Source organism: Streptomyces sp. AHA2 (assembly GCF_036857595.1).
GTDB lineage: Bacteria > Actinomycetota > Actinomycetes > Streptomycetales > Streptomycetaceae > Streptomyces.
The window spans coordinates 1-26,025 of sequence record NZ_JAUQWJ010000025.1 but is presented as its reverse complement, the minus strand read 5'-3'; the positions used below and the strand labels follow the sequence as shown (position 1 = coordinate 26,025).

The 26,025-nt window shown below is 71.9% G+C and carries 23 protein-coding genes and 1 tRNA gene; 18 read left to right on the top strand and 6 right to left on the bottom strand.

Annotated elements, in window-relative coordinates:
- Positions 1-9: 9 nt before the first annotated feature.
- Both Q5694_RS31160 and nudC read left to right on the top strand, forming a co-directional pair.
- The gene (locus Q5694_RS31160) at positions 10-1,413 is read left to right on the top strand and encodes a dipeptidase (protein ID WP_333936852.1); all 1,404 of its coding nucleotides are present in this window, start codon (positions 10-12) and stop codon (positions 1,411-1,413) included.
- A 153-nt stretch (positions 1,414-1,566) separates the two neighbouring features.
- Complete coding sequence (gene nudC / locus Q5694_RS31155) at positions 1,567-2,511, top strand: NAD(+) diphosphatase (RefSeq protein WP_333936851.1); 945 nt, start codon at positions 1,567-1,569, stop codon at positions 2,509-2,511.
- A 76-nt stretch (positions 2,512-2,587) separates the two neighbouring features.
- On the opposite strand, the gene Q5694_RS31150 is transcribed toward nudC, so the two are convergent.
- Positions 2,588-2,830, bottom strand: coding sequence for a mycoredoxin (locus Q5694_RS31150; RefSeq protein WP_333936850.1), 243 nt, complete (start codon positions 2,828-2,830; stop codon positions 2,588-2,590).
- A gap of 178 nt (positions 2,831-3,008) precedes the next feature.
- Between Q5694_RS31150 and Q5694_RS31145 the strand changes: the two genes are divergently transcribed.
- From Q5694_RS31145 to Q5694_RS31125, 5 genes are all read left to right on the top strand, one after another.
- Positions 3,009-5,261, top strand: coding sequence for an ATP-dependent DNA helicase UvrD2 (locus Q5694_RS31145; RefSeq protein WP_333936849.1), 2,253 nt, complete (start codon positions 3,009-3,011; stop codon positions 5,259-5,261).
- Between the two features lie 164 nt (positions 5,262-5,425).
- On the top strand, positions 5,426-5,752 hold the full coding sequence (locus tag Q5694_RS31140) for a hypothetical protein (RefSeq protein ID WP_333936848.1): 327 nt from the start codon (positions 5,426-5,428) through the stop codon (positions 5,750-5,752).
- Between the two features lie 172 nt (positions 5,753-5,924).
- Positions 5,925-6,293 (top strand): WhiB family transcriptional regulator, encoded by a 369-nt coding sequence (locus Q5694_RS31135; RefSeq protein ID WP_037766327.1) that lies wholly within the window; start codon positions 5,925-5,927, stop codon positions 6,291-6,293.
- On the top strand, positions 6,290-6,613 hold the full coding sequence (locus tag Q5694_RS31130) for a hypothetical protein (RefSeq protein WP_333936847.1): 324 nt from the start codon (positions 6,290-6,292) through the stop codon (positions 6,611-6,613). Before Q5694_RS31135 ends, Q5694_RS31130 begins: the two co-directional genes overlap by 4 nt.
- Before the next feature lie 158 nt (positions 6,614-6,771).
- Positions 6,772-7,002 carry a hypothetical protein gene (locus Q5694_RS31125; protein WP_333936846.1) on the top strand — a complete coding sequence of 77 codons (231 nt, stop codon included), beginning with the start codon at positions 6,772-6,774 and terminating at the stop codon, positions 7,000-7,002.
- A gap of 27 nt (positions 7,003-7,029) precedes the next feature.
- On the opposite strand, the gene Q5694_RS31120 is transcribed toward Q5694_RS31125, so the two are convergent.
- Both Q5694_RS31120 and Q5694_RS31115 read right to left on the bottom strand, forming a co-directional pair.
- Positions 7,030-8,400: an ABC1 kinase family protein gene (locus tag Q5694_RS31120; protein ID WP_333936845.1), complete on the bottom strand. Its 1,371-nt coding sequence runs from the start codon at positions 8,398-8,400 to the stop codon at positions 7,030-7,032.
- The gene (locus Q5694_RS31115) at positions 8,393-9,607 is read right to left on the bottom strand and encodes a ThiF family adenylyltransferase (RefSeq protein ID WP_333936844.1); all 1,215 of its coding nucleotides are present in this window, start codon (positions 9,605-9,607) and stop codon (positions 8,393-8,395) included. The genes Q5694_RS31120 and Q5694_RS31115 overlap by 8 nt, the downstream gene beginning before the upstream one ends.
- A 280-nt stretch (positions 9,608-9,887) precedes the next feature.
- Between Q5694_RS31115 and Q5694_RS31110 the strand changes: the two genes are divergently transcribed.
- From Q5694_RS31110 to Q5694_RS31095, 4 genes are all read left to right on the top strand, one after another.
- The gene (locus Q5694_RS31110; protein WP_333936843.1) at positions 9,888-10,499 is read left to right on the top strand and encodes a M48 metallopeptidase family protein; all 612 of its coding nucleotides are present in this window, start codon (positions 9,888-9,890) and stop codon (positions 10,497-10,499) included.
- Positions 10,500-10,637: 138 nt separating this feature from the next.
- Positions 10,638-12,368 (top strand): TerD family protein, encoded by a 1,731-nt coding sequence (locus Q5694_RS31105; protein ID WP_333936842.1) that lies wholly within the window; start codon positions 10,638-10,640, stop codon positions 12,366-12,368.
- A gap of 13 nt (positions 12,369-12,381) precedes the next feature.
- Complete coding sequence (locus Q5694_RS31100; protein ID WP_333936841.1) at positions 12,382-13,062, top strand: AIM24 family protein; 681 nt, start codon at positions 12,382-12,384, stop codon at positions 13,060-13,062.
- Positions 13,063-13,078: 16 nt separating this feature from the next.
- Complete coding sequence (locus Q5694_RS31095; protein WP_333936840.1) at positions 13,079-13,834, top strand: AIM24 family protein; 756 nt, start codon at positions 13,079-13,081, stop codon at positions 13,832-13,834.
- A gap of 171 nt (positions 13,835-14,005) precedes the next feature.
- On the opposite strand, the gene Q5694_RS31090 is transcribed toward Q5694_RS31095, so the two are convergent.
- Positions 14,006-14,536, bottom strand: a complete 531-nt coding sequence (locus Q5694_RS31090; protein ID WP_333936839.1) for an NUDIX hydrolase — start codon at positions 14,534-14,536, stop codon at positions 14,006-14,008.
- Positions 14,533-16,002 carry a zinc-dependent metalloprotease gene (locus Q5694_RS31085; protein ID WP_333936838.1) on the bottom strand — a complete coding sequence of 490 codons (1,470 nt, stop codon included), beginning with the start codon at positions 16,000-16,002 and terminating at the stop codon, positions 14,533-14,535. The genes Q5694_RS31090 and Q5694_RS31085 overlap by 4 nt, the downstream gene beginning before the upstream one ends.
- A gap of 192 nt (positions 16,003-16,194) precedes the next feature.
- Here Q5694_RS31085 and Q5694_RS31080 point away from each other — a divergent pair, with 192 nt between their 5' ends.
- The 4 genes from Q5694_RS31080 to Q5694_RS31065 all read left to right on the top strand — a co-directional run bounded on the left by Q5694_RS31080 (position 16,195) and on the right by Q5694_RS31065 (position 19,377).
- Positions 16,195-17,316 carry an SDR family oxidoreductase gene (locus tag Q5694_RS31080; protein WP_333936837.1) on the top strand — a complete coding sequence of 374 codons (1,122 nt, stop codon included), beginning with the start codon at positions 16,195-16,197 and terminating at the stop codon, positions 17,314-17,316.
- 123 nt (positions 17,317-17,439) lie between these two features.
- Complete coding sequence (locus tag Q5694_RS31075) at positions 17,440-17,901, top strand: molybdenum cofactor biosynthesis protein MoaE (RefSeq protein ID WP_333936836.1); 462 nt, start codon at positions 17,440-17,442, stop codon at positions 17,899-17,901.
- 99 nt (positions 17,902-18,000) lie between these two features.
- A complete protein-coding gene (locus tag Q5694_RS31070) occupies positions 18,001-18,180 on the top strand; it encodes a hypothetical protein (RefSeq protein ID WP_333936916.1) in 180 nt (59 codons plus the stop codon).
- Positions 18,181-18,285: 105 nt separating this feature from the next.
- The gene (locus Q5694_RS31065) at positions 18,286-19,377 is read left to right on the top strand and encodes a YlbL family protein (RefSeq protein ID WP_333936835.1); all 1,092 of its coding nucleotides are present in this window, start codon (positions 18,286-18,288) and stop codon (positions 19,375-19,377) included.
- A gap of 307 nt (positions 19,378-19,684) precedes the next feature.
- Here Q5694_RS31065 and Q5694_RS31060 read toward each other — a convergent pair whose 3' ends face one another.
- Positions 19,685-20,227 carry a PPA1309 family protein gene (locus Q5694_RS31060; RefSeq protein WP_333936834.1) on the bottom strand — a complete coding sequence of 181 codons (543 nt, stop codon included), beginning with the start codon at positions 20,225-20,227 and terminating at the stop codon, positions 19,685-19,687.
- Between the two features lie 162 nt (positions 20,228-20,389).
- On the opposite strand from Q5694_RS31060, the gene Q5694_RS31055 reads away from it, so the two are divergent.
- The 3 genes from Q5694_RS31055 to Q5694_RS31045 all read left to right on the top strand — a co-directional run bounded on the left by Q5694_RS31055 (position 20,390) and on the right by Q5694_RS31045 (position 25,510).
- On the top strand, positions 20,390-23,317 hold the full coding sequence (locus tag Q5694_RS31055; protein WP_333936914.1) for a UPF0182 family membrane protein: 2,928 nt from the start codon (positions 20,390-20,392) through the stop codon (positions 23,315-23,317).
- A 58-nt stretch (positions 23,318-23,375) separates the two neighbouring features.
- Positions 23,376-23,449, top strand: a tRNA-Met gene (locus Q5694_RS31050).
- A gap of 234 nt (positions 23,450-23,683) precedes the next feature.
- Positions 23,684-25,510, top strand: a complete 1,827-nt coding sequence (locus Q5694_RS31045; protein WP_333936833.1) for a tetratricopeptide repeat protein — start codon at positions 23,684-23,686, stop codon at positions 25,508-25,510.
- The last annotated feature ends 515 nt before the right edge of the window (positions 25,511-26,025 follow it).

The window sequence follows — 26,025 nt, the reverse complement described above, 5'->3', positions numbered from 1 at the left end:
CTCGTGACCATGAGCCAGACCCCGGACAGCGTCGTCCGTACGTACATCGAGCAGCATCGCGACGCCTTCCTCGACGACCTCGCCGAGTGGCTGCGCATCCCGTCGGTGTCGGCCCAGCCCGGCCACGCGCCCGACGTACGACGCAGCGCCGACTGGCTCGCCGCCAAGCTCAAGGAGACCGGCTTCCCGACGGCCGAGGTCTGGCCCACCCAGGGCGCGCCCGCCGTCTACGCCGAGTGGCCCTGCGACGACCCGCAGGCGCCCACGGTGCTGGTCTACGGCCACCACGACGTGCAGCCCGCCGCCCGGGAGGACGGCTGGGACAGCGAGCCGTTCGAGCCGGTCGTGCGCGGCAACCGCCTCTACGCGCGCGGGGCCGCCGACGACAAGGGGCAGGTGTTCTTCCACACCCTCGGTGTGCGCGCCCATCTCGCCGCCACGGGCCGCACCGCCCCGGCCGTGCACCTGAAGTTGCTGATCGAGGGCGAGGAGGAGTCCGGCTCGCCGCACTTCCGGGCGCTGGTCGAACAGCACGCGGAGCGGCTCGCCGCCGACGCGGTCATCGTCTCCGACACCGGCATGTGGTCCGAGGACACCCCCACGGTGTGCACGGGCATGCGCGGCCTGGCCGAGTGCGAGATATCGCTGCACGGCCCCGACCAGGACATCCACTCCGGCTCCTTCGGCGGCGCCGTGCCCAACCCGGCGACGGCCGCCGCCCGCCTGGTCGCCGCCCTGCACGACGAGCACGGGCGCGTGGCGATCCCGGGCTTCTACGACGGCGTGGTCGAACTGACCGACCGAGAGCGCGACCTCTTCGCGGAACTCCCCTTCGACGAGGAGCGGTGGCTGCGCGGAGCCAAGTCGTACGCGGCACACGGGGAGGTCGGCTACAGCACCCTGGAGCGCGTGTGGGCCCGCCCCACCGCGGAGGTGAACGGCATCGGGGGCGGTTATCAGGGCCCCGGCAGCAAGACGATCATCCCGTCCTCCGCCAGGGTGAAGCTGTCCTTCCGTCTGGTGGCGGGCCAGGAGCCCGGCCACGTCGAGAAGGCCGTCCGCGCCTGGGCCGGACAGCAGGTGCCCGACGGCGTCCGCTGCGAGATCACGTTCAGCGGGGCCACGCGCCCGTGCCTGACGCCGCTGGACCACCCGGCGCTGCAGTCGGTCGTGCGCGCCATGGGCCGGGCCTTCGGCAAGCCGGTCCGCTTCACCCGTGAGGGCGGCTCCGGCCCGGCCGCCGACCTGCAGGACGTCCTGGGCGCCCCGGTGCTGTTCCTGGGTATCTCCGTCCCGTCCGACGGCTGGCACGCCCCGAACGAGAAGGTCGAGCTGGACCTGCTGCTCAAGGGCGTCGAGGCCACCGCGTACCTGTGGGGCGACCTCGCCGAGCACTGGGGCCACGCCCCCTGAGTCTTCCGCGCGTCCGGCCGGCCACGCGCGCGGGGCACACTGGAAGGGCCGCCCCGCACTGCCGGAGCCGGCCGGACCACTTCGTCTCCCGCCGTACAGCCCGTCGATCAGTCCGCCGAACCAACCGTTCCACCGGGGGAGTTGGAAGCACCCGTGACCACCTGGACCGACCACAACGCCGACCGTCCCATCTCGCTCACCGCCCCGAGCGGCATCGACCGGGCCGCCCACCACCGGCTCGACGAGGCCTGGCTCGCGGCGGCGTGGAGCCATCCCTCCACCCGCTGCTTCGTGGTCTCCGGCGGCCAGGTCCTCATCGACGAGACGGCGGACGGACGCACCGAACTCGTCATGACCCCCTCCTTCGAGGCCCCGCTCACCGAGGCGCACCGCTACTTCCTCGGCATCGACGACGACGGCGTCAGCTACTTCGCCCTGCAGAAGGACGCCCTGCCCGGACGCATGGACCAGTCGGCGCGCCCGGCGGGTCTGCGCGAGGCGGGCCTGCTGCTGTCGGCCCGGGACATCGGCCTGATGGTGCACGCCGTGGGCCTGGAGAACTGGCAGCGCACCCACCGCTTCTGCTCCCGCTGCGGCGAGCGCACCGTCATCGCCGCGGCCGGCCACATCCGCCGGTGCCCGGCCTGCGGTGCCGAGCACTACCCGCGGACCGACCCGGCCGTGATCATGGCGGTGACCGACGAGGACGACCGCATCCTGCTCGGCCGCCAGGTGCACTGGCCCGAGGGGCGCTTCTCGACGCTCGCCGGTTTCGTCGAGCCCGGCGAATCGATCGAGCAGTCGGTGCGCCGCGAGGTCCAGGAGGAGGTCGGCATCACCGTCGGCCCGGTCGAGTACGTCGCCAGCCAGCCCTGGCCCTTCCCGTCCAGCCTCATGCTGGGCTTCCTGGCCCGCGCCACCTCGACGGAGATCGACGTCGACGGCGACGAGATCCACGAGGCCCGCTGGTTCTCCCGCGACGAACTGCGCGCCGCCTTCGAGTCGGGCGAGGTGCTCCCGCCCTACGGCATCTCGATCGCGGCCCGCCTGATCGAGCTCTGGTACGGCAAGCCGCTCCCGACGAGGACGGCCGCCTGACGGAGCCCTGGGACGAAGTACACGAAAGGCGGCCCCCGAGCTTCTCGGAAGCCGCCTTTCGCGTACGACCGCGCGGTTACGCGCCGATCTTCTGCTTCACCTGGGCCAGCGAAGGGTTGGTCAGCGTGGAGCCGTCGGGGAACAGAACGGTGGGCACCGTCTGGTTTCCGCCGTTCGCCTTCTCCACGAACGCGGCGGACTCCGGGTCCTGCTCGATGTTGATCTCGTCGTACGCGATGCCCTCGCGGTCCATCTGGCTCTTCAGCCGGCGGCAGTAGCCGCACCACGTGGTGCTGTACATCGTCACAGTGCCCGGCATGTCGCTCGCGCTCCTTCGGTGACTCGGGGACGGGTTCGCAGTGGAGGCAACGTATGTGAAACGTCCACCATTCCCGCTGCCCCGCTCCACCCGCTTCCCAACGGCTCCGCGACTGTCATCGGCTGTGACGCCCACCGCACCGGCCGGAGTGACGCCTGTCGCATCAGTACGACTATCGGTGCGTGCCTGTGGACAACCGGCACAGCCGTCTCCGGTGACCTGGCAGCATGGCCGTGTGACAGCAGCAACGCACTCCCCCCTCTTCCCGCGGGTACCGGACTCGGCCGACGCGGTGCTCGAAGGGCTCGACCCCGAGCAGCGCGAGGTGGCCACCGCCCTGCACGGTCCGGTGTGCGTCCTGGCGGGCGCCGGTACGGGCAAGACCCGGGCGATCACCCACCGCATCGCCTACGGCGTGCGCGCCGGCATCCTCCACCCCGCCAGCGTGCTCGCCGTCACCTTCACCAACCGCGCCGCGGGGGAGATGCGCGGCCGGCTGCGCCAGCTCGGCGCCGAGGGCGTCCAGGCCCGCACCTTCCACTCGGCGGCCCTGCGCCAGCTCCAGTACTTCTGGCCGAAAGCCGTCGGTGGCTCCATGCCGCGACTCGTCGATCGCAAGATCCAGCTCGTCGCCGACGCGGCCGCCGCCTGCCGCATCCGGCTCGACCGCGGTGAGCTGCGGGACGTCACCGCCGAGATCGAATGGTCGAAGGTCACCCAGACCGTCCCCGCCGACTACGCCCCCGCCGCGGCCAAGGCCGGCCGTGAGACGCCCCGCGACCCGGCCGAGATCGCTCAGCTCTACGCCGCCTACGAGGACGTCAAACGCGAGCGCTCCGTCATCGACTTCGAGGACGTCCTGCTGCTGACCGTGGCCGTCCTGCAGGACCGGCACGACATCGCCGAGCAGGTCCGCGCCCAGTACCAGCACTTCGTCGTCGACGAGTACCAGGACGTCAGCCCCCTGCAGCAGCGCCTGCTCGAACTGTGGCTGGGCGACCGGGACGACCTCTGCGTGGTCGGCGACGCCAGCCAGACCATCTACTCCTTCACCGGGGCGACCCCCGATCACCTGCTGGACTTCCGCACCCGCCACCCCGGGGCGACGGTCGTCAAACTGGTCCGCGACTACCGCTCCACGCCCCAGGTCGTCCACCTCGCCAACGGCCTGCTCGCCCAGGCCCGGGGCCGCGCCGCCGACCACCGCCTGGAGCTCGTCTCCCAGCGCGGTCCCGGTCCCGAGCCCGTCTACACCGAGTACACCGACGAGCCGGCCGAAGCCGAAGGCGCCGCCCGTCGCATCCGCGAGCTCGTCGACTCCGGTGTCCCGGCCGCCGAGATCGCCGTCCTCTTCCGCACGAACGCGCAGTCCGAGACCTACGAGCAGGCTCTCGCCGACGCCGGGGTGCCCTACCAGTTGCGCGGTGCCGAGCGGTTCTTCGACCGCCCGGAGGTGCGCAAGGCGGGCGTCGCCCTGCGCGGCGCGGCCCGCTTCGGCGGTAACGACTCCCTGCTGGACGACGTCGTCGACCTGCCCTCCCAGGTGCGCGCGGTGCTGTCGGGTGAGGGCTGGACCCCGCAGCCACCGGCCGGCTCCGGCGCCATGCGCGAACGCTGGGAGTCGCTGGCCGCCCTGGTGAACCTCGCCCACGACTTCGCCGCCGCCCGGCCCGGCGCCACCCTCGCGGACCTCGTCGCCGAGCTCGACGAACGTGCCAACGCCCAGCACGCCCCCACGGTGCAAGGCGTCACCCTGGCCTCCCTGCACTCCGCCAAGGGCCTGGAGTGGGACGTGGTGTTCCTCGTCGGCGTGGCCGAAGGCATGATGCCGATCACCTACGCGAAGACCGACGAGCAGATCGAGGAGGAGCGCCGCCTGCTCTACGTCGGCGTCACCCGCGCACGCGAGCGCCTCCACCTCTCCTGGTCGCTCTCCCGCTCACCCGGCGGCCGTCCCAGCCGCCGCCCGAGCCGCTTCCTCGAGGGGCTGCGCCCCGGTTCCACGGCCACCACCGGACGCTCCGCCGCGGGCGGAGCGGGCGGAATCGAGCGCGGCATCCCCGGAACCAGGGGCTCCACCCCGAGACGCACGCGTCGCGTCCCCGCGCGCTGCCGGGTCTGCGGCCGTACCCTGACCGACGCCGGCGAGATGAAGCTGATGCGCTGCGACGGCTGCCCCTCCGACATGAACGAGGGTCTCTACGAGCGGCTGCGCGAATGGCGCGCGGACCAGGCACGCACCAGTGGTCAGCCCGCCTTTTGCGTCTTCACCGACCGCACCCTGATGGCGATCGCGGAGGCCGCCCCGGACGACGCCCACGAGCTGGCCCGCATCCCGGGCGTCGGGCAGCGCAAGCTCAACCGCTACGGGGCCGAGGTGCTGGCCATCTGCGCAGGCCAGTACGGCGCTTCGGACACCGATGAGGACTGACACGAACTCGTCGAAAAAATAGTTTGCGCATGCCCGGGCGATCCCCATAGGTTCTTAGGCACGAGAGCAGCGGCCTTCTCGAAGGCCCTGATTCCGTGTTGTACTTGCATATCCGCAGGACTGGTCCGTCCAGTCCCCCGAGACGCCGAGAGGAGGCGAGTCCAGTGATCAGCATCAACACCAGCTTCTTCAGCATCGTGAAAATGACCGATCGCTCGGCCGTCTCCACGTGCATGCTCGGCGTCTCGAACCTGGGCACCGGTCTGTCCGGCATTCGTGCCGTCCTTCCGGCTGCCTCCTCCGTTGCTCCCGCGGCCCTTCCTGTCCGCGAGCGCAATGAGCGACCGACCAAGGCACTGGAAGCAGCAGTAGTGGCGCAGGCGCAGGCCTATGCCTTTACGGCGACCGGTGCCGGATTCCGGAAGCAGACGACGCAGCACCACCAGATGTGGGCCTTCCGTGGGCCAGAACCCTGGAGTGATCCAGCCTGATCGGCGATCAGGCCGGCGCCTTCAGGGCCGCGGAACCCCATCCGGGATCCGCGGCCCTTCTGTTTGTCCCCGACCAGGGGCGACAGGCCGAAGGAGCCTCGGGACAAGAAAAGAACCCGGTACCAGCCGCCCCGGCCAACAGGCCGGAACGACCAGACGAGGAAGACGAACCGTGCAACTCGAAGCGCACGCACCGTCCGTACCGCCTTCCGACACGATCCCCAAGCCCGGCTCCACGGAGGACTCCGCCTTGACCCCGCTCACCGCGCTCACCGCGCTCGACGACGCCATCGAGAACCTCGGCGTACCCGTCCCGTGCCGCTCCTACGACCCGGAGGTCTTCTTCGCCGAGTCGCCCGCGGACGTCGAGTACGCCAAGTCCCTCTGCCGTACCTGCCCGCTGGTCGAGGCCTGCCTCGCCGGCGCCAAGGAGCGGCGTGAGCCTTGGGGCGTCTGGGGTGGCGAGCTGTTCGTCCAGGGTGTCGTCGTCGCCCGGAAGCGGCCGCGTGGCCGCCCGCGCAAGAACCCGGTCACAGCATGAACACCCCAGGAACGATCGACCGTCCCCTCACGCACGACCCCCAGAAGCAGGCCCCGATGAAGCCGTCCACCGACGAGCCCGCAGGCTCCGCGACCCGCGATTTCACCACCACCGGCGCGAAGGACTCGCGTCAGAACAGGACCCGAGAGATGCAACTCATCCCAGAAGCCCTGGCTCGTGCGCATATGCACGAGCGCTTGCAGGAGGCGGAGCAGGAACGCCGGGCCGTGCGCCTGGTGACCGCCCGCCGGATGCAGCGCAGGGCGGAGCGCGCCTCGCGGCGCGCCCGCCGGGCGCTCGCCATGGCGGTCATGCAGTGACCGGCCGGATCTGACGCACGGGCCTCCCGAGCCGGAGGCCGGGCTCTTCTCGCGGGGGCCGGTCCGTACCGACGGACCGGCCCCCGCGGTGTGCCGGCAGCCGGCCGGGCCTCGTCGCCCCGGTGTTCGCGGCCGGTGTCGCGGCGTATGGTCGCCGCGTGGCGAGTTCGACAAGTCCTGCCGGAGCCGACGACGGCGACAGCGCGTCCGCAGAGCCCCCGCGGCCGGTGTGCGCCCGCTGTGGTGCGGCGGCGGACGCCCGAGCGGAAGGCCCGCCACCGACCTGGACGTTCTCGGTGGAGCGCGGCGTCGGCCGCTCCTACTGCGACACCTGCTCGCGGGAGAACCTCGGGTCGATCGAGGGGCGGCTGGACTCCGACTGGTGGTGAAGCCCGGCCCGGACCGGGCGCCGCGGCTCATGCCTGGGCGACCGACTCCTCGCCGTCCTCCGGTTCCTCGGGGAGGAATCCCGGGAGCCACTCCTCGAGTTCCTCGCGCAGCCGCACCGTGGACCCCAGCTGGCACAGCACGCCGATGGTGCTCAGCGTCACCCGGTGGATCAACAGATAGGACGGGGGCAGGTTGAGCCGCTTGCCGAGCTGGTAGGCGGGGGAGCGGGGGTCGGCGACCCGGGCCGCCTGGCTGCGCATCCAGCCGCGGGTGAAGGTGAACTCCTCGACCTGGGCCGGCTCGATGATCGGCAGCAGATAGTCGAGGACCGCGTCGGCCTCCAGCTCTATCGTCTCCTTGACGAACCCTTCCGCGCACAGCAGCTCGTAGACCGTCTCGGCCTCTCCGTCGAGGGTCAGCCGCAGGCACTCCCCGATGGTGGCGGGCAGTCCGCCGGGCAGGCGGTCGACCGTGCCGAAGTCGAGCACGCCAAGCCGCCAGTCGTCCTCGCCGCCGGGGCCGCCGGGCAGGAGGCGGAAGTTGCCCGGGTGGGGATCGGCGTGCAGCAGGCCGGTGCGGGCGGGGCCGGAGAACAGGAACCGGGCCAGGAGCTGACCGGCCCGGTCGCGCTGCTCCTGGGTGCCGTCCGAGATGATCTCCGACAGCGGGATGCCGTCGATCCACTCGGTGATGAGGACCTGTTCGGACTGATGGACCACCTGCGGCACGACGACGTCCGGGTCGTCCGCGAACTCGTCGGCGTGGGCGTGCTGGGCCTGCGCCTCCAGCCCGTAGTCCAGTTCCTCCGAGACCCGGTCCTTCAGCTCGGCGATCAAGGGCTTGATGTCCATGCCGGGGATGAGCGGGCCGAGCAGGCGGGAGAAGCGGCTCAGCTGGTTCAGGTCGGACAGCAGGGCCTCGCCGGCGCCCGGGTACTGCACCTTGACCGCCACCTCACGGCCGTCGTGCCACACCGCCCGGTGCACCTGGCCGATCGAGGCGGCCGCGGCCGGCTTGTCCTCGAACTCCAGGAACAGCTCCTGCCAGTCCTCCCCGAGCCGCTCGCGCAGCACCGTGTGCACCGTACGGGTCGGCATCGGTGGTGCGGCTTCCTGGAGCTTGGTCAGGGCGGCCCGGTAGGGCCCGGCCACCTCTTCCGGCAGGGCGGACTCGAAGACGGACAGGGCCTGCCCGAACTTCATCGCCCCGCCCTTGAGCTCACCGAGCACCTTGAACAGCTGCTCGGCGGTGCGCTGCTGGAGCTCACGGCCGACGAGTTCGGCGGACTCGCCGACGATCCGCTTGCCGAACCCCCAGGTCGCCCGCCCGGCGATGCCGAGCGGGAGCGCGGCGAGCTTGGCGGTCCGGGTGACCGCCTTCCGGGGAAGATCAGACATGCGCCCTCCAAGTCCCAGCCGGCCGCTCCGCCGCTGCCTCACGGCACTGCGTCGGCGGCCGTTGCACAGCCATTGTCTCGTGCGGCTCCCCGTCCTCGGAAAGGTGCTCCTCGTTTCCTCTCGTCGTCGCCCCGCACGGACATGCAGCATGCGCGTAGACGGGCCGTGCATGCCAGTGCAGCTCCGGAATAGAGACCTCCCAGCGTGCCCCGGCGCTGGACGGGAGCCGGCCGTCCAGGAAGGCCAGCGCGTGGGCGGCGGCCAGTCCGGCCACGGTGGTGGCCAGGGTCAGGTCACAGGGCCGCACCTGACGCTGCCGGCCCGAGCGCCACTGGGCGACGAGGCGGGGCCAGGTGGGATCACGGTCGGTGCGGTCGCGGTGCAGGCACTCCGCGCAGCCGGTCTCCCCGGGCAGGACGAACGGTCCGACGACACCCGTCCCCTCCACGACACCGGCGAACAGATGGGGTGTGCCGGCGGACATGAAGGGCTCGGCGGAGGCAGGGTCCGGCGCGTGCACGGCGACGTCGTCGCGGGGAGCGAGAACCACCAGCGACAAGCCCGGATCAGCCGCCGACGGAGCCGCTCCGGCCGCCGGCCGGCGCGGTGGGCGGTCAGGAGCGGCCCGCCGCACGGCACGGCGAGCCGCTGCGTCCCTGCGGTCCCCGACGGATTCCACGGGCAGCCCGCCGGGGGCGACGTCCCAGGGCTCCACACAGCCGCCGTCGAGCACCTCGACCTCGCCCACACCGGCGCCCGCGAGCAGTGAGGCAAGCATCACACCCACCCGGCCCGCGCCCCGCACCTGCACCCGCTGCGCGCGCCGGGCGGCCAGCCGGCCCATCGCCTCGCCGGGCCGGGACGTCGTCAGGGAGAGGGTCGCCAGGTCCGGGCGCAGACGGTCGAGGACGTCCCTGTTCTGCCGCAGCGCCTCGGCGTCCGGCCCGCCGCCCCGGGCGTCGTCGAGCAGCCCGGCTTCGGCGAGGCCGCGCACGAGCCGGTCGACGTGGCCGTCGGGGAGGTCCATCCGGCGGCCCTCCTCGCGCAGGAGCTCCATGCCCCGCGTGCCGTTGAGCAGGTCGAGGAAATACCCGGACGCCTGGTCCAGCGGACCGAGCGTCATCGCGTGCGCCGGAGCCATCCCGAACTGCACGGTCTTCAGATCGCGCCAACCGCGCCTGAGCGCGGGCTTCACCACCGGATGCACGACAACCCCCGTATGTCATAGACGGTCCCAGCTCGTTCACGGTCGCTCCTGCGGCCGGACCGGCGCCCGCCGCTGCTCCGGTCCACGGTGGTGGACCGCCGCCCACGACCGCCGCAGCGCTCGCCGACGCGGTCCAGGTTGCCCGTCCACCGCGACCCGCTGCCGGAAGTTGTCCACAGGCCCGGGGATTCGTCGTACAAATCCGGCGGCCGGTGGCGGTGTCGGCACGGAAGCGTCCCGGAGCCGGGACTTCCCCCGGCCCAGCGGGTACCGTCGGGGCGTGCCCGCCGACCCACTGCACCGCGCCGGAAACCCACAGCGCAGCACGACGAGCCAGCCGCCGAGCGGCTCCGGGGCGAGCGCGATCGAGGTCCGCCGGAGCACCCGCCGCCGCAGAACGGTCTCCGCGTACCGCGAGGGCGACCGCACCGTGGTGCTCATCCCCGCCCGGATGTCCGAGGCCGAGGAGCAGCGCTGGGTCGACGTCATGCTCGCCAAACTGGCGGCCCAGGAGAGCAAGCGGGCCCTCGGCGACGCCGAGCTGGCCGAGCGGGCCCGGCGCCTGTCGGAGCAGTACTTCGGGGGGCGGGCCCGGCCGGCGACGGTGCGCTGGGTGACCAACCAGAACACCCGCTGGGGGTCCTGCACCCCCGCCGAGGGCAGTATCCGCCTGTCCCACCGTCTGCAGGGGATGCCCGAGTACGTCGTCGACTACGTCCTCCTCCACGAACTGGCCCATCTCCTCGTCCCCGGGCACGGTCCCCGCTTCTGGGCGCTGCTGAAGGCCTATCCGCGCACCGAACGCGCGCGGGGCTACCTCGAAGGCGTGGCCGCCGCCGAGCGCCTGCCCCACGTGCCCGGCGCACGGGACGCGACCCCCACGGGTGAGTGACCGCTCACCGGGAGCGAGCAGCGGATACGGCCGGACGCGGGTTCTGTACCGGGTCTGTACCGACATCTACCGGTGTCCGGATTTGCCGTTAGCCTGGCGCGACGCACTCACGTTCTGGATGGGGGACGGTCGTTACGCATGGCCAGGGAATTCCAACGCGGCCACAAGGCCAGGATCAGTGACCTCACCGCGGGCACGGATCTGTACGTAGGCGTGCAGATCTCCGGCCCCGGCCTGAGCTTCGACATCAGCTGCTTCGGCCTCGACGCCGACGAACGGCTCTCCGACGACCGGTACTTCGTCTTCTTCAACCAGCCGAAGTCGCCCGAGGAGGCCATCCAGCTCCTGGGCGCCCAGGCGGGCGACACGGAGTCCTTCCGGGTCACGCTCGACCGGGTTCCCCCGCAGATCCGGAAGCTGTCCTTCACGGCGACGATCGACGGCGCCGGGCAGATGTCGCAGATCGCCTCCGGATACATCCGGATCGTCGCGGGCGGCGAGGAGGTGGCCCGCTACTCCTTCAACGGCTCGGAGTTCTCCACCGAGCGGGCCGTGATGCTGGGCGACTTCTACCTCAAGGACGTGTGGCGGTTCGCCGCCGTCGGGCAGGGCTTCGACGGCGGGCTGGAGGCGCTGCTGAAGAACTTCGGCGGCGAGGTGGCCGAGGAGGAGACACCGGCCGCCGCTCCGCAGCAGCCGCAGGCAGGTGCCGCCCCCGGCTTCGCCCCTCCCGCCTTCGCCGCCCCGGCCACCCCGCCGGCTCCCGCCCCGGCCGTCCCGCCGGCTCCGGCGCCCGCGCCGGCCGTGCCTTCCGCTCCCGCACCGCAGCCGGCCGCGCAGGGCTTCGCGCCCCCGCCGGGTGCCACCCCGCCGCCGGCGCCCGCGCCCCAGGTGCACGCCGCGCCCACCATCGTCGCGCCCCTGCACACCCCGCCCGGCGGTTCCCCGGTGCCCCCGCCCACCGCGGCGCCCCCGCCCTACGGGCAGCCCGGCCAGCAGCCGCCGCCGTACGGCCAGCCCCCGGGCCAGACGCCCCCGCCGCCCGGTTACGGCCAGCCCCCGGCCCCGCAGGCACCCCACGCCCCGGCCCCGCCCCCCGGCTACGGCCAGCCCACCCCGCCCCCCGGCTACGGCCAGCAGCAGCCGTACGGCCAGGCGCCCTACGGCGTCCCCCAGCAGGGCGCCCCGCAGGCCGGTGCCGGACAGGGGCCCGGCGTGGCCGCCGCGCTGCAGCAGTTCAAGGAGACGCCCACCGGCCACCGCTGGACGCAGCAGAACAAGAAGCTGGTGCGCGTCGACCTCGGCGTCGGCGGACAGCCCGTCCTGGCCCGGCAGGGCAGCATGGTGCTCTACCAGGGCAAGGTCGACTTCAGCTACAAGGGAGCCGGCTTCTCCGGCCGGATCGTCGGCAACGCCACCGGCCAGGAGATGCAGCTGATGCGCTGCACCGGCCAGGGACAGGTCTTCCTCGCCGAGAACTCGACGATGCTGCACCCCATCGAGCTCCAGGGCGACGGCATCTGCGTCTCCGCCGAGAACGTCCTGGCCTTCGACGAGAGCCTGCAGTACGAGGTCCGCCGCATCGAGGGGCACGGCATCCCCGGCGGCGCGCTGTTCACGATGCAGTTCACCGGCACCGGCACGATCGTCGTCAAGACGCACGGCACGCCCGTGGTGCTCCCGGTCACGCCCACGACGTTCGCCGACTGCAACGCCGTGGTCGCCTGGTCGGCCGCCTCCCAGGTGGTCGTCTCCAGCCAGGTGCGCATGCGCCGCAACGCCTACCCGGGCGACACCGGCGAGAGCGTGAACCTCCAGTTCCGGGGCGCCCCCGGCAACTTCATCGTCGTCCAGCCGTACGAGATCTGAGGGAGAGCCCGTCATGAACCAGCCGCTCGCGGGCTACGCCCCCGCACCCGTCACCGCCCGCATGGAGAACCACGGCAACCACATGCTGAAGGTCGCCATGCAGACGGGCAACGACCTCCTCGCGCGCGTGGGGTCGATGGTCGCCTACGAAGGGTTCGTCCAGTACGAGCCCAACCCGCCGGCCGTGCGCCAGATCGCCAAGGACTGGCTCACCGGCGAGGGCGCGCCCCTGATGAAGTGCTCCGGCGACGGCCTGCTCTACCTGGCCGACTACGGGGCGAACGTCGTCGTCATCAACCTCAACGGCGACGGCATCTCCGTCAACGCCACCAACCTGCTGGCCTTCGACGCCCACCTGAACTGGGGCGTGGAGCGGGTCAAGGGCCTGGCGAAGTTCGCCGGCCAGGGTCTATGGAACACCCGTATCTCCGGACAGGGCTGGGTGGCGCTGACCTCCCGGGGCAAGCCCATCGTCGTCGACTGCGGGGGCGGCGAGGACGAGACCTACGTGGACCCCGACGCGCTCGTCGCCTGGTCCCCGAACCTCAAGGTGAAGGGCAAGCGCAGCTTCCGGGCCCAGTCGCTGATCGGCCGCGGCAGCGGCGAGGCCTACCAGATGGCCTTCTCCGGTCAGGGCATCGTCGTCGTCCAGCCCAGCGAGGACAGCACCGACCGCCTCCGGTTCCGGGGCTGAGGGGGAGCAACACACCATGCAGAGCCCGATTTTCGCCTACAACGATCAGCAGACCCAGGAACGCTGGAGCCTGCAGAACAAGCAGATGCTGCGCGTCAGCCTGGAGGGCCACGACGACGTCCTGGCCCGCAAGGGGACCATGGTCGCCTACCAGGGACTCGTCGAGTTCGACGCCGAGTTCCAGACGAACCAGCAGTCACGCGCGCGTGCGCAGACCGGGGAGGGGCTGGACCTGATGCGCTGCCACGGGCAGGGCACGGTCTACCTCGCCAACCTCAAGCAGCACGTGCACATCATGGAGGTGGACCAGGAGGGCCTGACCGTCGACAGCAGCTACGTGCTGGCGATGGACTCCTCGCTGCACCACGAGGTCATCGCCGTCGACAGCCTCTACGGCATCGCCGGCTCGGGGAAGTACCAGCTCAACATCAGCGGCCGGGGCAAGGTCGCCCTGATGACCTCGGGCATGCCGCTGCTGATGCAGGTGACGCCCGACAAGTACGTCAACTGCGACGCCGACGCGATCGTCGCCTGGTCGACGAGTCTGCGCGTGCAGATGCAGGCGCAGACGCACTCCTCCGGCGTGTGGCGGCGGCGCGGCAACACCGGCGAGGGCTGGGAGCTCAGCTTCATGGGTTCCGGCTTCGCGTTGGTCCAGCCGAGTGAACTGCTGCCGCCGCAGAACGCCCAGATGGGCTCGGGCCTCGCCGCGCAGTACGGGATGGGCCAGCAGGGGGCACGGGGGCAGAACCAGGGCAACGCCTGGAGCTGAGCGCTCCGCCGCCGGTCAGCCGACGCGTCGTGGACTGCGCGGCCTGCCCGGCTGCGGGCCGGTCTGCGGCTGGTCACGCAGTTCCCGCGCCGCGCCCTCGTGGGTTGCGCTTCCCGTGTGACGGAGTTGCGAGGGGCGGCCGCCGATGCGGTCGCCCCTTGCCCGCTGTGATCAGCAGACGGCCAGCCTCGCGCGCGTGGCCTCCAGCAGCCGGACGACCGACTCGTCGGCCACGTCCGCCACCTCGTCGTAGCCGAACCAGCGCACGTCGAGGGACTCGTCGCTGACGGCGTGCGCGGCGTCCGGGGGTGCCAGGACGCCGTACTGGACGTCGAAGTGCCAGTGGCACGGGGCCGGGATCGGGTGGCGGTCCAGGCGCACGGGGCCGCCGGGCAGCAGGGAGAGCCCCGAGATGCCGGACTCCTCCGTCGCCTCGCGCAGGGCTGCGGCCGCGAGCGAGGTGTCACCGGGCTCGCAGTGGCCGCCCATCTGCAGCCACATCCGCAGCTTCTTGTGCAGGGTCAGCAGCACCCGGCCGCGCTGCGGATCGACGACCAGGCCGCTCGCCGTGAGGTGACCGGCGTGGCAGGCCTTCCACAGACCGTCCGGGTGTTCCGCCAGATGGGCGAGGTAGGCCTCGCGCAGCTCCGTCTGGTCCTCGTACCCCTTCAGCACGAGGACCGCGTCGTCGTACAGACTCACCCGGCGTCGTCGCCCTTGCGCTCGTCCTCGCCGCCGTCCTCGGTCCCGGGCTTGTCGAGGTCCGGCTTGTCGGCCGCCTCGCCGAGCATCTTGTCCAGCTCGGAGAAGTCGATCTGCTCCCGGTGCACGAAGCCGTCCGGGTCGCCCAGGTCGGTCGCCGTCGGCAGCATGTCCGGGTGGTGCCACAGGGCGTCCCGGCCGTCGACCCCGCGCGCGTCCGTGAGCGAGGCCCACAGGCGGGAGGCGTCCCGCAGGCGGCGCGGACGCAGCTCCAGACCGATCAGCGTGGCGAACGTCTGCTCGGCGGGGCCGCCCGAGGCGCGGCGGCGCCGCAACGTCTCGCGCAGGGCGTCGGCGGAGGACAGGCGGGGCTTCGCGGCGGCGTGGACCACCGCGTCCACCCAGCCCTCCACGAGCGCCAGAGCCGTCTCCAGCCGGGCCAGGGCGGCCTTCTGCTCCGGAGTGTCCTCGGGCTGGAACATGCCCTGCTGGAGAGCCTCCTGCAACTGCTCGGGGTTCTGCGGGTCGAACTGGCCGACCACGTCCTCCAGCTTGGCCGTGTCGACCTTGATGCCGCGGGCGTAGCCGTCGACCGCGCCGAACAGATGCGAGCGCAGCCACGGCACGTGCGCGAAGAGGCGCTGGTGGGCGGCCTCGCGCAGGGCCAGGTAGAGCCGGACCTCCTCCTGGGGGACGCTCAGGTCCTTGCCGAACGTCTCGATGTTGACCGGCAGCAGCGCGGCCTTGCGGGCCGGGCCGAGCGGCAGGCCGATGTCGGACGAGCCGACGACCTCGCCGGCGAGCACGCCGACGGCCTGCCCGATCTGCGTGCCGAACATCGCGCCGCCCATCGAGCGCATCATGCCGATCAGCGGGCCGGCCATGGCCTGCATCTCCTCCGGCAGGACATCGCCCATGGCGGTGCCGACGCGCTCGGCGACCGGGTCGACCAGCTCCTTCCAGGCGGGCAGGGTCGCCTCGACCCACTCCGCGCGGCTCCACGCGACCGCCGAGGCGGCGCCGGAGGGCAGGGAGGTGGCGTCGTCGAGCCACAGGTCGGCCAGGCGGACGGCCTCCTCGACGGCGCGGCGTTCGGCGGGGCCGACGCTCGCGTCCTTGGTGCCGTCAGGGGAGCCCTGGGACACCGTCTGGCGGGCGATCTGCTTGGCCATGTCCCAGTTCACCGGGCCGCCCTCGTAGGAGAGCATCTGGCCCAGCTGCTGGAACGCGGCGCCCAGGTCGGTGGGGTTCAGCGACCCGAACATGGCTGCGAACGGATTGTCCGCACCGGGGCCGCCGGGGCCACCGGGGCCACCACCGAAGCCACCGGCTCCGGGCAGGCCGCCGAAACCGAACGGGTTGGCCGGTCCCTGACCACCACCGCTCTGCTGGTCCTTCTTCTTGCCCTCGTCGCCGTCGTCCGGCTCCTCCGGCGGAAGGCCGAATCCGAATGGGGTGTCACTCACGGGATTCCTCGGCTGGTAGGGCCGCCGGTTCTTTCCGGCGGCACGGCTGCCCGACAACACCACCCAGCGTAGACACCTGGGGCGGATCGGGCCTCGGTGCTTCGCCGACTGACGGCCTGCGGCAGGATGGATGCCACCTGGTACGCACGCGTGGCACGCGCTCGTACTGAAGACAACCGCTGGAGACGCCCGGTGAGTTCCCCAGATCCGCAGGTTCGCGCAGCGCGAAACCAGTCAACCAGTTCCGCCGGCCCCGCGGCGCGCGGACCCGTCGTCGCGGTCACCGGCGCCGCGTACGGCGTGGGAGCCCTGCTCACGGAGCGCCTCGCGGCGTCCGACGAGGTCAAGCAGGTCGTGGCCATCGACGAGCGGCGCGGCGAGTGCGCCGCGGCGCAGTGGCACATCCTCGACGTCCGGGACCCGGCCATCGCGGACAAGCTGCGCGGCGCCGACGTGGTCGTCCACCTGGCGCTGGACCTCGACCTGGAGACCGACGCGGCCGCCCGGACGGCCTACAACGTACGGGGGACCCAGACCGTCCTGACGGCCGCGGCGGCGGCCGGGGTGCACCGGGTCGTGCTGTGCACGTCGGCGATGGTCTACGGGGCCCTGCCGGACAACGAGCTGCCGCTGTCGGAGGACGCGGAGCTGCGGGCCACGGCGGAGGCCACGGGCGTCGGCGACCTGCTGGAGGTCGAGCGGCTGGCGCGCCGGGCGCCCCGCGCGCACCCCGGGCTGAACGTCACCGTGGTGCGGCCCGCCGTCCTGGTCGGTGGCACCGACACGGCACTGACCCGGTACTTCGAGTCGCCGCGGCTGCTCGTCGTCGCCGGTTCGCGGCCCGCCTGGCAGTTCTGCCACGTCGAGGACCTGTGCAGCGCGCTGGAGTACGCCGTCCTGGAGAAGGTTGACGGGGAGCTGGCCGTCGGCTGCGACGGATGGCTGGAGCAGGAGGAGGTGGAGGAGCTCAGCGGCATCCGGCGGATGGAGCTGCCCTCGGCGGTCGCGCTGGGGGCGGCGGCACGGCTGCACCGCATCGGACTCACCCCGTCACCCGCGGGTGACCTGGCCTACACGATGTACCCCTGGGTCGTGAGCGGGAGCCGGCTGCACGACGCTGGCTGGCGGCCGCGGTACACCAACGAGGAGGTGCTGGCGCAACTGCTGGAGGAGGTCTCCGGCCGGCACACGGTGGCGGGGCGCCGGCTGGGCCGCAAGGACGCGACGGCCGCGGGTGCCGCCGGCGCGACGGTGGCGCTGCTGGGTGCGGCGGCGGTGGTGCGCCGCGCCCGCAAGGCGCGGCGGCGCATCTGAGCCGCGCCTCCGTGCCGGGCACCCTGTGGAGCGGCGCACCTGTAGGACGCTCCAACGCGTACGCGCGCGTGCCGGTCGATGGCTCTATTCCGTGCCGTCGGTGCCGTGGGGCACGATGGAGGCATGGCACCCACGAGCGAGCACCCCGGTGAGCAGGCGGCGCAGGACCCGATCCGGCTGATCGCCATCCGTGAGACGGCCCTCTCCGTGGACGAGGTGTTCCGGGCCGTCGGGGACGACGCGGCCGGGGGCACCGCCCTCTTCGTAGGGACCGTGCGCGACCACGACGGAGGTGCCGACGTCGAGGAGCTCGGCTACTCGTGCCACCCCAGCGCCGAGGCCGAGATGCGGCGCATCGCCGAGAAGGTCGCCGCCGAGTTCCCGGTGCGGGCGCTGGCCGCCGTGCACCGGGTCGGCGACCTGGCGGTCGGCGATCTCGCCGTGGTCGTCGCCGTCTCCTGCCCGCACCGTGGCGAGGCCTTCGAGGCGTGCCGCAGGCTGATCGACGACCTCAAGCACGAGGTGCCCATCTGGAAGCACCAAAGGTTCTCCGACGGCACCGAGGAGTGGGTCGGCGCCTGCTGACCCCGGGAACCGGGATTTCCGGTTGCGTAACCGCACCCCTGGCGTGAGCGTTGTCACTGCGGATGGTTAATCTGCTGATCAGTCAGTTCGCGGAGCTCGATGGGGTTGGAGGTCGGCATGGCGGCGCTCGCCTGGTTGCTGATTCCGCTTGTGGCTGCGATCGGCGCCGGTCTGTGGGGAAGTTGGGCCAACCGGACGCGCAAGGTCCGCAACGACGGCCCGGAACTCGTCGGGTACGCCCGCTTCCGCGAGGCCATGGAGAAGCCCCCGGTCCGCTAGCTCGGGGCCGGAGAACAGCAGGTCACAAGCGCTTGAAGCCACAGGGCCGCCCCGGACGGGCGGCCCTGACGGTGCGCTGACAGAACCGTCCCGTACTGTCGAGTCATGCCACGCCGCACCGCGACGATGCTCGCCTCCACCCTGATGCTGATCGCGCTCCTGTGCGCGGGAGTCTTCATCCCCGTGCCGTACGCGGAGATGTCGCCGGGGCCGACGGTGAACACGCTGGGCGACCACGACGGCGAGCCGGTGCTGCACATCTCGGGGCGCAAGACCTACGCGACCAGCGGTCACCTGAACATGACCACGGTCCGGGTCACCAGCGCCGACTACCGCATGAACCTGGTCGAGGCGGTCTACGGCTGGCTCGCGCACGACAACAAGGTCGTGCCGCACGACACGCTCTACCCGGACGGCAAGACGGAGGAGCAGTCAACGCAGGAGAACGCCGAGGAGTTCAGCCAGTCCCAGGAGAGCGCCAAGGTCGCGGCGCTGAAGGAACTCGGTGTCCCGGTGAGGTCCTGGGTGATCGTCTCCACCGTCGTCAAGGGCTCACCGGCCGAGGGCGAGCTGCACGCCGGGGACGTGATCAAGGCCGTCGACGGCACGGCGGTCAAGGAGCCGGCCGACGTGGCGAAGCTGGTCACCAAGCACAAGCCCGGACAGGACGTGCGCTTCACGATCGTGCCGGCCAAGGAACAGGCCGCCGCGGAGAAGGAGAAGCGGACGCCCACCCGGACGGAGAACGTCACCATCACCACGGCGACGTCCGACGACACCGGCGAGAAGCGCGCCATCGTCGGCATCTCCGCGGGCACCGACCACACGTTCCCCTTCACCATCGACATCAAGCTGGCGGACGTGGGCGGTCCCAGCGCCGGGCTGATGTTCGCGCTCGGCATCTACGACAAGCTCACGCCCGGCAGCCTGACGGGCGGCACGTTCGTGGCGGGCACCGGCACGATCGACGACCAGGGCAAGGTCGGGCCGATCGGCGGCATCGAGATGAAGACCGTCGGCGCGCGGAGCAAGGGCGCCCAGTACTTCCTGACGCCCGCCGACAACTGCGCGGCCGCCGCCAAGGACACCCCCGAAGGGCTCACCCTGATCAAGGTGGACACCATCGAGGACGCCCTCGGCGCGCTGAAGGACCTGCGCGGCGGAGACACCGCGAACCTGCCGAAGTGCGGTGAGTAGACCGGCGCCCACGGGCGGCGGGCCCGGGTGCGCCCTCGGTAGCGGGGTCTGCGGCCGGCAGGCCGGGATGCGCGGCCGGTCGAGCGCGCACCCTCCCGGCGCCGGCGCCCCGGCCGGGCGCAGCGGCGTCCGCTAGGGCCCCTCTGACGATTCCCTCCTGCCTCGCGACGCCATGCACGCACTCTGGCCGCACCGGGCGCAGAGCCGAGTACATCCGGTACGACGCTCTACGCCCGGCACGCCGAGAGCACGCACCTGACGCCGCGAGGCCGCCCTCCGGCCGACGGCGGGAATCGTCAGACAGGCCCTAGTCCTCGAAGGTCGCCGTCAGGGCCTCCGCCAGGCCCGGCACCAGGTCGGACCCGGTCAGGACCTCGGTGGGGGAGTCCTTCTCCCGCAGACGCAGGGCCGAGTCGCGGGTGCCGTCGCGCAGGACCGCGACCGTCATGCGGACCTCCTGGCGGTCCGGGTGGTCCGCCACCCACTTCGTCAGCGCGGCCTCGTCCAGATCCTTCGGAACCTGCGCCTCCGCGGACGGCGGCAGCATCAGGCGCTCCACGGTGAGAGCGCAGCCGGCGACCGCGTCCGGCCAGGCGATGGTGGCGAGGAACTCGTCGAGGGGCTTGCCCGTCGGCACCTCGTCCTGCTCGATCGGGGTGAGGCCGGCGCTCTCCGGCTCGTCGCCGAGACCGAGCCGATCCGCCAGTGAGGGCTGTTCGGCCTTGAGCCGTGCGGTGTCGACGAGGGCGAAGAGGCGGGCCGGCTGGTCCCAGCCGAGGCCGGAGACGTACTCGTCGATCTCGAGAACGGCCCGGGTGAGCGGGTTCGCAGCCATGGGAGTGTTGGACATGGTCACAATCCTCTCTCGTTCCTGGCCGAAATCGGGAACCGAGTAAACGGTGAGTAAGTTGCATAGGTGGGGGCCCACGATCACGGGGGCCGCTGACGGTCCGTGAAGACGCGGGCCCGACGAATCGACAGCGACTTCGAGGTGCGCACCTTGGCTTTCCAGATGCCGGACCGCGGCGGAGGCCCGACAGGGCCGCGGATGAGAGTGGGCCGCCCGTCCCGGCGTGTCCGGACCCTGCTCATGACCCTGGGCGTCCTGGCCGTTCTCGGCATGGCGTTCACCATGTTCGCGGGGTTCTGGACGGACTGGCTGTGGTACCGGTCGGTGAACTACTCGTCGGTCTTCACCACCACCCTGTGGACCAAGATCGGGCTCTTCTTCGTCTTCGGGCTGCTGATGGCTCTCGCCGTCGGCGTCAACATCTGGCTGGCCCACCGACTGCGGCCGCCGCTGAGCGCGATGTCGATGGAGCAGCAGAACCTCGACCGCTACCGCATGGGCATCGCGCCCTACAAGAAGTGGCTGCTGCTGGGGGTCACCTCCCTGGTGGGTCTGATCGCCGGCGCCTCGGCGTCCGGCCAGTGGCGCACCTGGCTCATGTGGGTCAACGGCGTCCCCTTCGGGCAGAAGGACCCCCAGTTCAAGCTGGACGTCTCCTTCTACGCCTTCGACCTGCCCTGGTACCGGTTCCTGCTCGGCTTCGGCTTCGCCGCCGCGATCCTCTCCCTGATCGCCGCCGCGCTCACCCACTACCTGTACGGCGGGCTGCGCGTCACCAGCCCCGGCGCCCGCGCCACGGCCGCCGCCACCGGCCACCTGTCGGTGCTGCTCGGCATCTTCGTGGCGCTGAAGGCGGTCGCCTACTGGCTCGACCGCTACGGGCTCGCGGTGAAGTCCAGTGACTTCCGGGCGACCGACAACTGGACCGGCCTCAGGTACGTCGACGCCAACGCCTACCTGCCGGCCAAGACGATCCTGTTCTGCATCGCCGTGATCTGCGCGCTGCTGTTCTTCGCCACCCTGTGGCGGCGCACCTGGCAGCTGCCCGTCATCGGCTTCGGCCTGATGGTCCTGTCCGCCATCCTCATCGGCGGCCTCTACCCGGCGATCGTCCAGAAGTTCCAAGTCCAGCCGAACGAGCAGGCCAAGGAAGCGCCGTACGTCGAGAAGAACCTCGAGGCGACGCGCAAGGCCTACGGCATCGACGGCACGAAGGTCACCGACTACTCGGGCACCAGCAAGACCGAGGACAAGTCCACGCTCCGCGACGACGTCGGCGCCACGGCGAGCATCCGGATCCTGGACCCGAACATCGTCTCGCCGACCTTCCAGCAGCTCCAGCAGATCAGGAACTACTACGCGTTCCCGACCAACCTGGACGTCGACCGCTACCCGAAGAACGGCAAGGACCAGGACACGGTCCTCGGTCTGCGCGAGATCAACCTCGCGGGCATCCCGAAGAAGAACTGGATCAACAACCACTTCCGTTACACCCACGGCTACGGAGTGGTCGCCGCCGAGGGCACCAGCGCCGACGCCCAGGGCCGGCCGAACTTCACCGAGTCCGACCTGCCCTCCAAGGGCGACCTCGGCACGTACGAGCAGCGGGTCTACTACGGCGAGAAGACCACCACCTACTCGATCGTCGGCGGTCCCCAGAAGGAGATCGACTACTCCGACGACAACGGCGAGAAGACCACCAGCTACCGGGGCGACAGCGGGGTCAACCTCTCCAGCCCGGTCAACCGGGCCGCGTACGCGGTGGCGTTCGGCGAGCCGCAGATCCTGTACTCCGGTGCCATCGGCGACGGTTCGCGGGTCCTGTACAACCGCACGCCCAAGGAGCGCGTCGAGGCGGTCGCCCCCTGGCTGACCATCGACGGCGACGCCTACCCGGCGGTGGTGAACAAGCGCATCCAGTGGATCGTCGACGCGTACACGACGACGAACGGCTACCCGTACTCCTCGCGCACGACGCTCGGCGACACCACGGCCGACTCGCTGACCGCCACCAACGACAACCGCGCGGTGGTGGCCCAGCAGAACCAGGTCAACTACATCCGCAACTCGGTGAAGGCGACCGTCGACGCCTACACCGGCGAGGTCAAGCTCTACCAGTGGGACACCAAGGACCCCGTCCTGAAGACCTGGATGAAGGCCTTCCCGGACACCGTCGAGCCCAAGAGCGACATCTCCCCGCAGCTGATGGACCACCTGCGCTACCCGCAGGACCTGTTCAAGGTCCAGCGTGAGCTGCTCACCCGCTACCACGTGAGGGACGCCACGACGTTCCTCAGCGGCAGCGAGGTGTGGCAGGTGCCGGACGACCCGACGAACCGGTCGGGCAGCGCGGTGCCGCCGTACTACCTGAGCATGAAGATGCCCGACCAGAAGGCGCAGGCGTTCTCGCTGACGACGACCTTCACGCCCAACGGCCGGGACAACCTGAGTGCGTTCATGGCGGTCGACGCCGAGGCCGGCACCACCGACTACGGCAAGATCAGAATTCTGAAACTGCCGACCAACACCACGGTGAACGGACCCAAGCAGGTCCAGAGCCAGTTCAACTCCCAAGAGGACATCGCCGAGTCCATCAGGCTCCTGAGAGGCGGCGACTCCGAAGTCGAGTACGGCAACCTGCTGACGGTCCCGCTCGACGGAGGACTGCTCTACGTGGAGCCGGTCTACGTACGCGGTGGTGGACTGAAGTACCCGCTGTTGCGCAAGGTCCTGGTGACCTACGGAGGCCAGACCGCCTTCGAGAACACGCTCGACGAGGCGCTCAACAAGGTCTTCGGGGCCGAGGGGGCGACCCCCGAACCGCCGGACGAGGGTGACAACGACCCGACGCCGCCACCGCCGTCGTCGAAGAACCCGACGGTCCAACAGGCCCTGGAGGACGCCCAGAAGGCGTTCGACGCCGGCCAGGAGGCCCTGAAGAACAACGACTGGGAAGCGTACGGCCGGGCGCAGGAGGACCTCGAGGACGCCCTGAAGAGGGCCGAGGACGCGCAGGCCGCGGCGGGACAGGGTGCCGGGGGCGGCGAGAGCAAGCCCAGCGGCAGCCCGAGCCCGAAGCCGAGCAGTTAGCGCTCCAGCCTGGTCAAATGGCCCACCCCGCGCCGTGATACGGTGGTGAACACAACGGCGCGGGGTGGAGCAGCTCGGTAGCTCGCTGGGCTCATAACCCAGAGGTCGCAGGTTCAAATCCTGTCCCCGCTACTGCAGTCGCGATGTCCGAGTGACGAAGCGGCGACGAAGGCCCGGATTCCACAGAGGAATCCGGGCCTTCGTGATGTGTGAACGCATGTGCTGGCGGGAGTTGTGGCCGCGCCGCCGGGGGGAGTTGGGCGATCTGTGTTTGACTTGTCTCTCTGTGGGCATGTCGACAAAACGCTGTAGTGACCTCACTGGCTGCGGTATACCAGGTGTACCCAGGTTGCAGGTGGTGCGACGATGGACGTTATGGGGGACAAGGCAACTCTGTTCGAGACAGGGCGTTTTGTGCAGCCTTCCAGCCGGGAGGACACCGAGACCCCGGACGAGACCGGGGAAATCGCCGACGAGGCGGCCGAAGAGCTGCGTCAGCGGCTCGCCGCGGAGGCCGGCGACGTCGAGGCGATGAGTGTCCTCGGGGCCATGCTGCTGCGCCGTGGTGATCTCGACGGTGCCGAACCCCATCTGCGTGCCGCCACCGCCGCGGGCGACCGGGCCGCGGCCAACAACCTGGGAGTCCTCCTCCACCAGCGCGGATACGCCGACGAGGCCGCCGGATGGTGGCGGATCGCCGCCGTCGCGGGGTCCGCAGCGGCCGCGCACGCCCTCGGCCGGCACCACCGCGAGCGCGGGGACGAGCCCGCCGCCGAGTACTGGCTGCGCCAGTCCGCCGAACAGGGCCACACACTGGGCGCGTACGCGCTCGCCGATCTGCTGGAGCACCGCGGCGACGCCGGGGCCGAGCGGTGGATGCGGGTCGCGGCCGAGCGCGGCCACCGGGAGGCTGCGTACCGGCTGGCGCGAGCACTGGACCGCAGGGCGGCAGGGGAGAGCGACGGTGACAACGGTGTCCACGGGGCCGCCGCCGAGGCGGAGCAGTGGTACCGCCAGGCCGCCGCGCGTGGCCACCGCCGGGCGGCGCTGCACCTCGGGACGATCCTGGAGCGGCGCGGCGAGCTGAGGGAGGCGGGACGCTGGTACCTGACGTCCGCCAAGGACGGCGAGGCGCGGGCCGCGTGCGCGCTCGGGTTCCTGCTGCGCGACGCGGGCGACACCGAGAACGCCGCCGTGTGGTGGCTGCGCGCCGCCCAGGACGGCGACGGCAACGCGGCCAACGCGCTGGGCGCGCTGCACGCGGAGCGGGGCGAGACGCAGACGGCCGAGCGGTGGTACCGGGCGGCGATGGACGCCGGTGACGTGAACGGCGCGTACAACCTCGGGCTGCTCTGCGCCGAGCAGGGCCGGACACCGCAGGCCGAGCAGTGGTACCGCCGCGCCGCCTACGCCGGGCACCGGGAGGCCGCGAACGCGCTGGCGATCCTGCTGCTGCAGGGGGGCGACCAGACGGGGGCGGAGCCGTGGTTCTCCAAGGCCGCGGAGGCCGGGAGCGTGGACGCCGCGTTCAACCTGGGCATCCTGCACGCCGGGCGGGGTGAGGACGAGGCCGCGCTGCGCTGGTACGAGCGGGCCGCTGCCGCCGGGCACACCGAGGCGGCGCTCCAGGTCGGCATGGCGCGGCTGCGCGCCGGCGACGAGCAGGAGGCGGAGCGGCATCTGCGGTGCGCGGCCGGGGGCGGCAGCGCGGAGGCCGCGTACCGGCTGGCGACCGTGCTGGACGCGCGGCGGCCGCCGGAGCCGGCGCACGAGCTGGGGGAGCCGGTGCACCGGCGCAGCGAGTGCGAGGAGTGGTACGAGCGGGCGGCTTCCCAGGGGCACCGGCGGGCCCAGGTCCGGGTCGGCATGCTCGCGGCGGCGCGGGGTGACGTCGTCGAGGCGGCCCGGTGGTACCGGGAGGCGGCCGAGGCCGGCTCCCGCAACGGGGCGTTCAACCTCGGGCTGCTGCTGGCGCGGGAGGGCAGTGAGCCGGAGGCGGCGGTCTGGTGGCAGCGGGCGGCCGACGCCGGTCACGGACGGGCGGCGCTGCGGCTCGCCCTGGTCTACGCGCGTCGGGGAGAGCTGGCGGAGGGCCAGCGCTGGGCCGACCGCGCGGTGACGCTCGGCCCGGAGTCCGTGGCGGAACGGGCAGCCCGCCTGCGGGACGCGCTGCGGCAGGAACTGTCGGCGTAGCGGGCGGCCGGGCGTGACGGCCGCGGGTGCCCGGCCCGCGCCGCGTCGCGCGGGTGAGCGATCCCCGCCGACCGGGCCGCAGGACCGGGTCCGGGTCCGGGCCGGCGAGACGGTGACCGGGCCGCCGGACCGTGGCAGGGCCCTTGGATCGTCACCGGGTGCGGATCGCGGAGGCGGCCTGGACACCACAAGCGGTGCGGGGGCCGAACTGCCGCAGGTGACGGGGCCGCCGGACCGTGGCAGGGCCCCTGGATCGTGACCGGGTGCGGGCGGCCGGATCGTGACCGGGTGCGGATCGGAGAGGCGGCCTGGACACCACAAGCGGTGCGGGGGCCGAACCGCCGCAGGTGACCGGGCCGCCGGGCCGCCGGACCGCGGCGGGGCCCCTGGATCGCGATCGGGTGCGGGCGGCCGGATCGTGACCGGGTGCGGATCGCGGAGGCGGCCTGGACACCACAAGCGGTGCGGGGGCCGAACCGCCGCAGGTGACCGGGCCGCCGGGCCGCCGGACCGCG

Coding starts and splice junctions, on each gene's coding strand:
- Q5694_RS31045 (WP_333936833.1), top strand. CDS start 23,684: ATGGACGTTATGGGGGACAAGGCAACTCTGTTCGAGACAGGGCGTTTT.
- Q5694_RS31160 (WP_333936852.1), top strand. CDS start 10: ATGAGCCAGACCCCGGACAGCGTCGTCCGTACGTACATCGAGCAGCAT.
- Q5694_RS31055 (WP_333936914.1), top strand. CDS start 20,390: ATGCCGGACCGCGGCGGAGGCCCGACAGGGCCGCGGATGAGAGTGGGC.
- Q5694_RS31065 (WP_333936835.1), top strand. CDS start 18,286: ATGCCACGCCGCACCGCGACGATGCTCGCCTCCACCCTGATGCTGATC.
- Q5694_RS31095 (WP_333936840.1), top strand. CDS start 13,079: ATGCAGAGCCCGATTTTCGCCTACAACGATCAGCAGACCCAGGAACGC.
- Q5694_RS31105 (WP_333936842.1), top strand. CDS start 10,638: ATGGCCAGGGAATTCCAACGCGGCCACAAGGCCAGGATCAGTGACCTC.
- Q5694_RS31120 (WP_333936845.1), bottom strand. CDS start 8,400: ATGTCTGATCTTCCCCGGAAGGCGGTCACCCGGACCGCCAAGCTCGCC.
- Q5694_RS31070 (WP_333936916.1), top strand. CDS start 18,001: ATGGGGTTGGAGGTCGGCATGGCGGCGCTCGCCTGGTTGCTGATTCCG.
- Q5694_RS31075 (WP_333936836.1), top strand. CDS start 17,440: ATGGCACCCACGAGCGAGCACCCCGGTGAGCAGGCGGCGCAGGACCCG.
- Q5694_RS31130 (WP_333936847.1), top strand. CDS start 6,290: ATGAACACCCCAGGAACGATCGACCGTCCCCTCACGCACGACCCCCAG.
- Q5694_RS31060 (WP_333936834.1), bottom strand. CDS start 20,227: ATGTCCAACACTCCCATGGCTGCGAACCCGCTCACCCGGGCCGTTCTC.
- Q5694_RS31100 (WP_333936841.1), top strand. CDS start 12,382: ATGAACCAGCCGCTCGCGGGCTACGCCCCCGCACCCGTCACCGCCCGC.
- Q5694_RS31150 (WP_333936850.1), bottom strand. CDS start 2,830: ATGCCGGGCACTGTGACGATGTACAGCACCACGTGGTGCGGCTACTGC.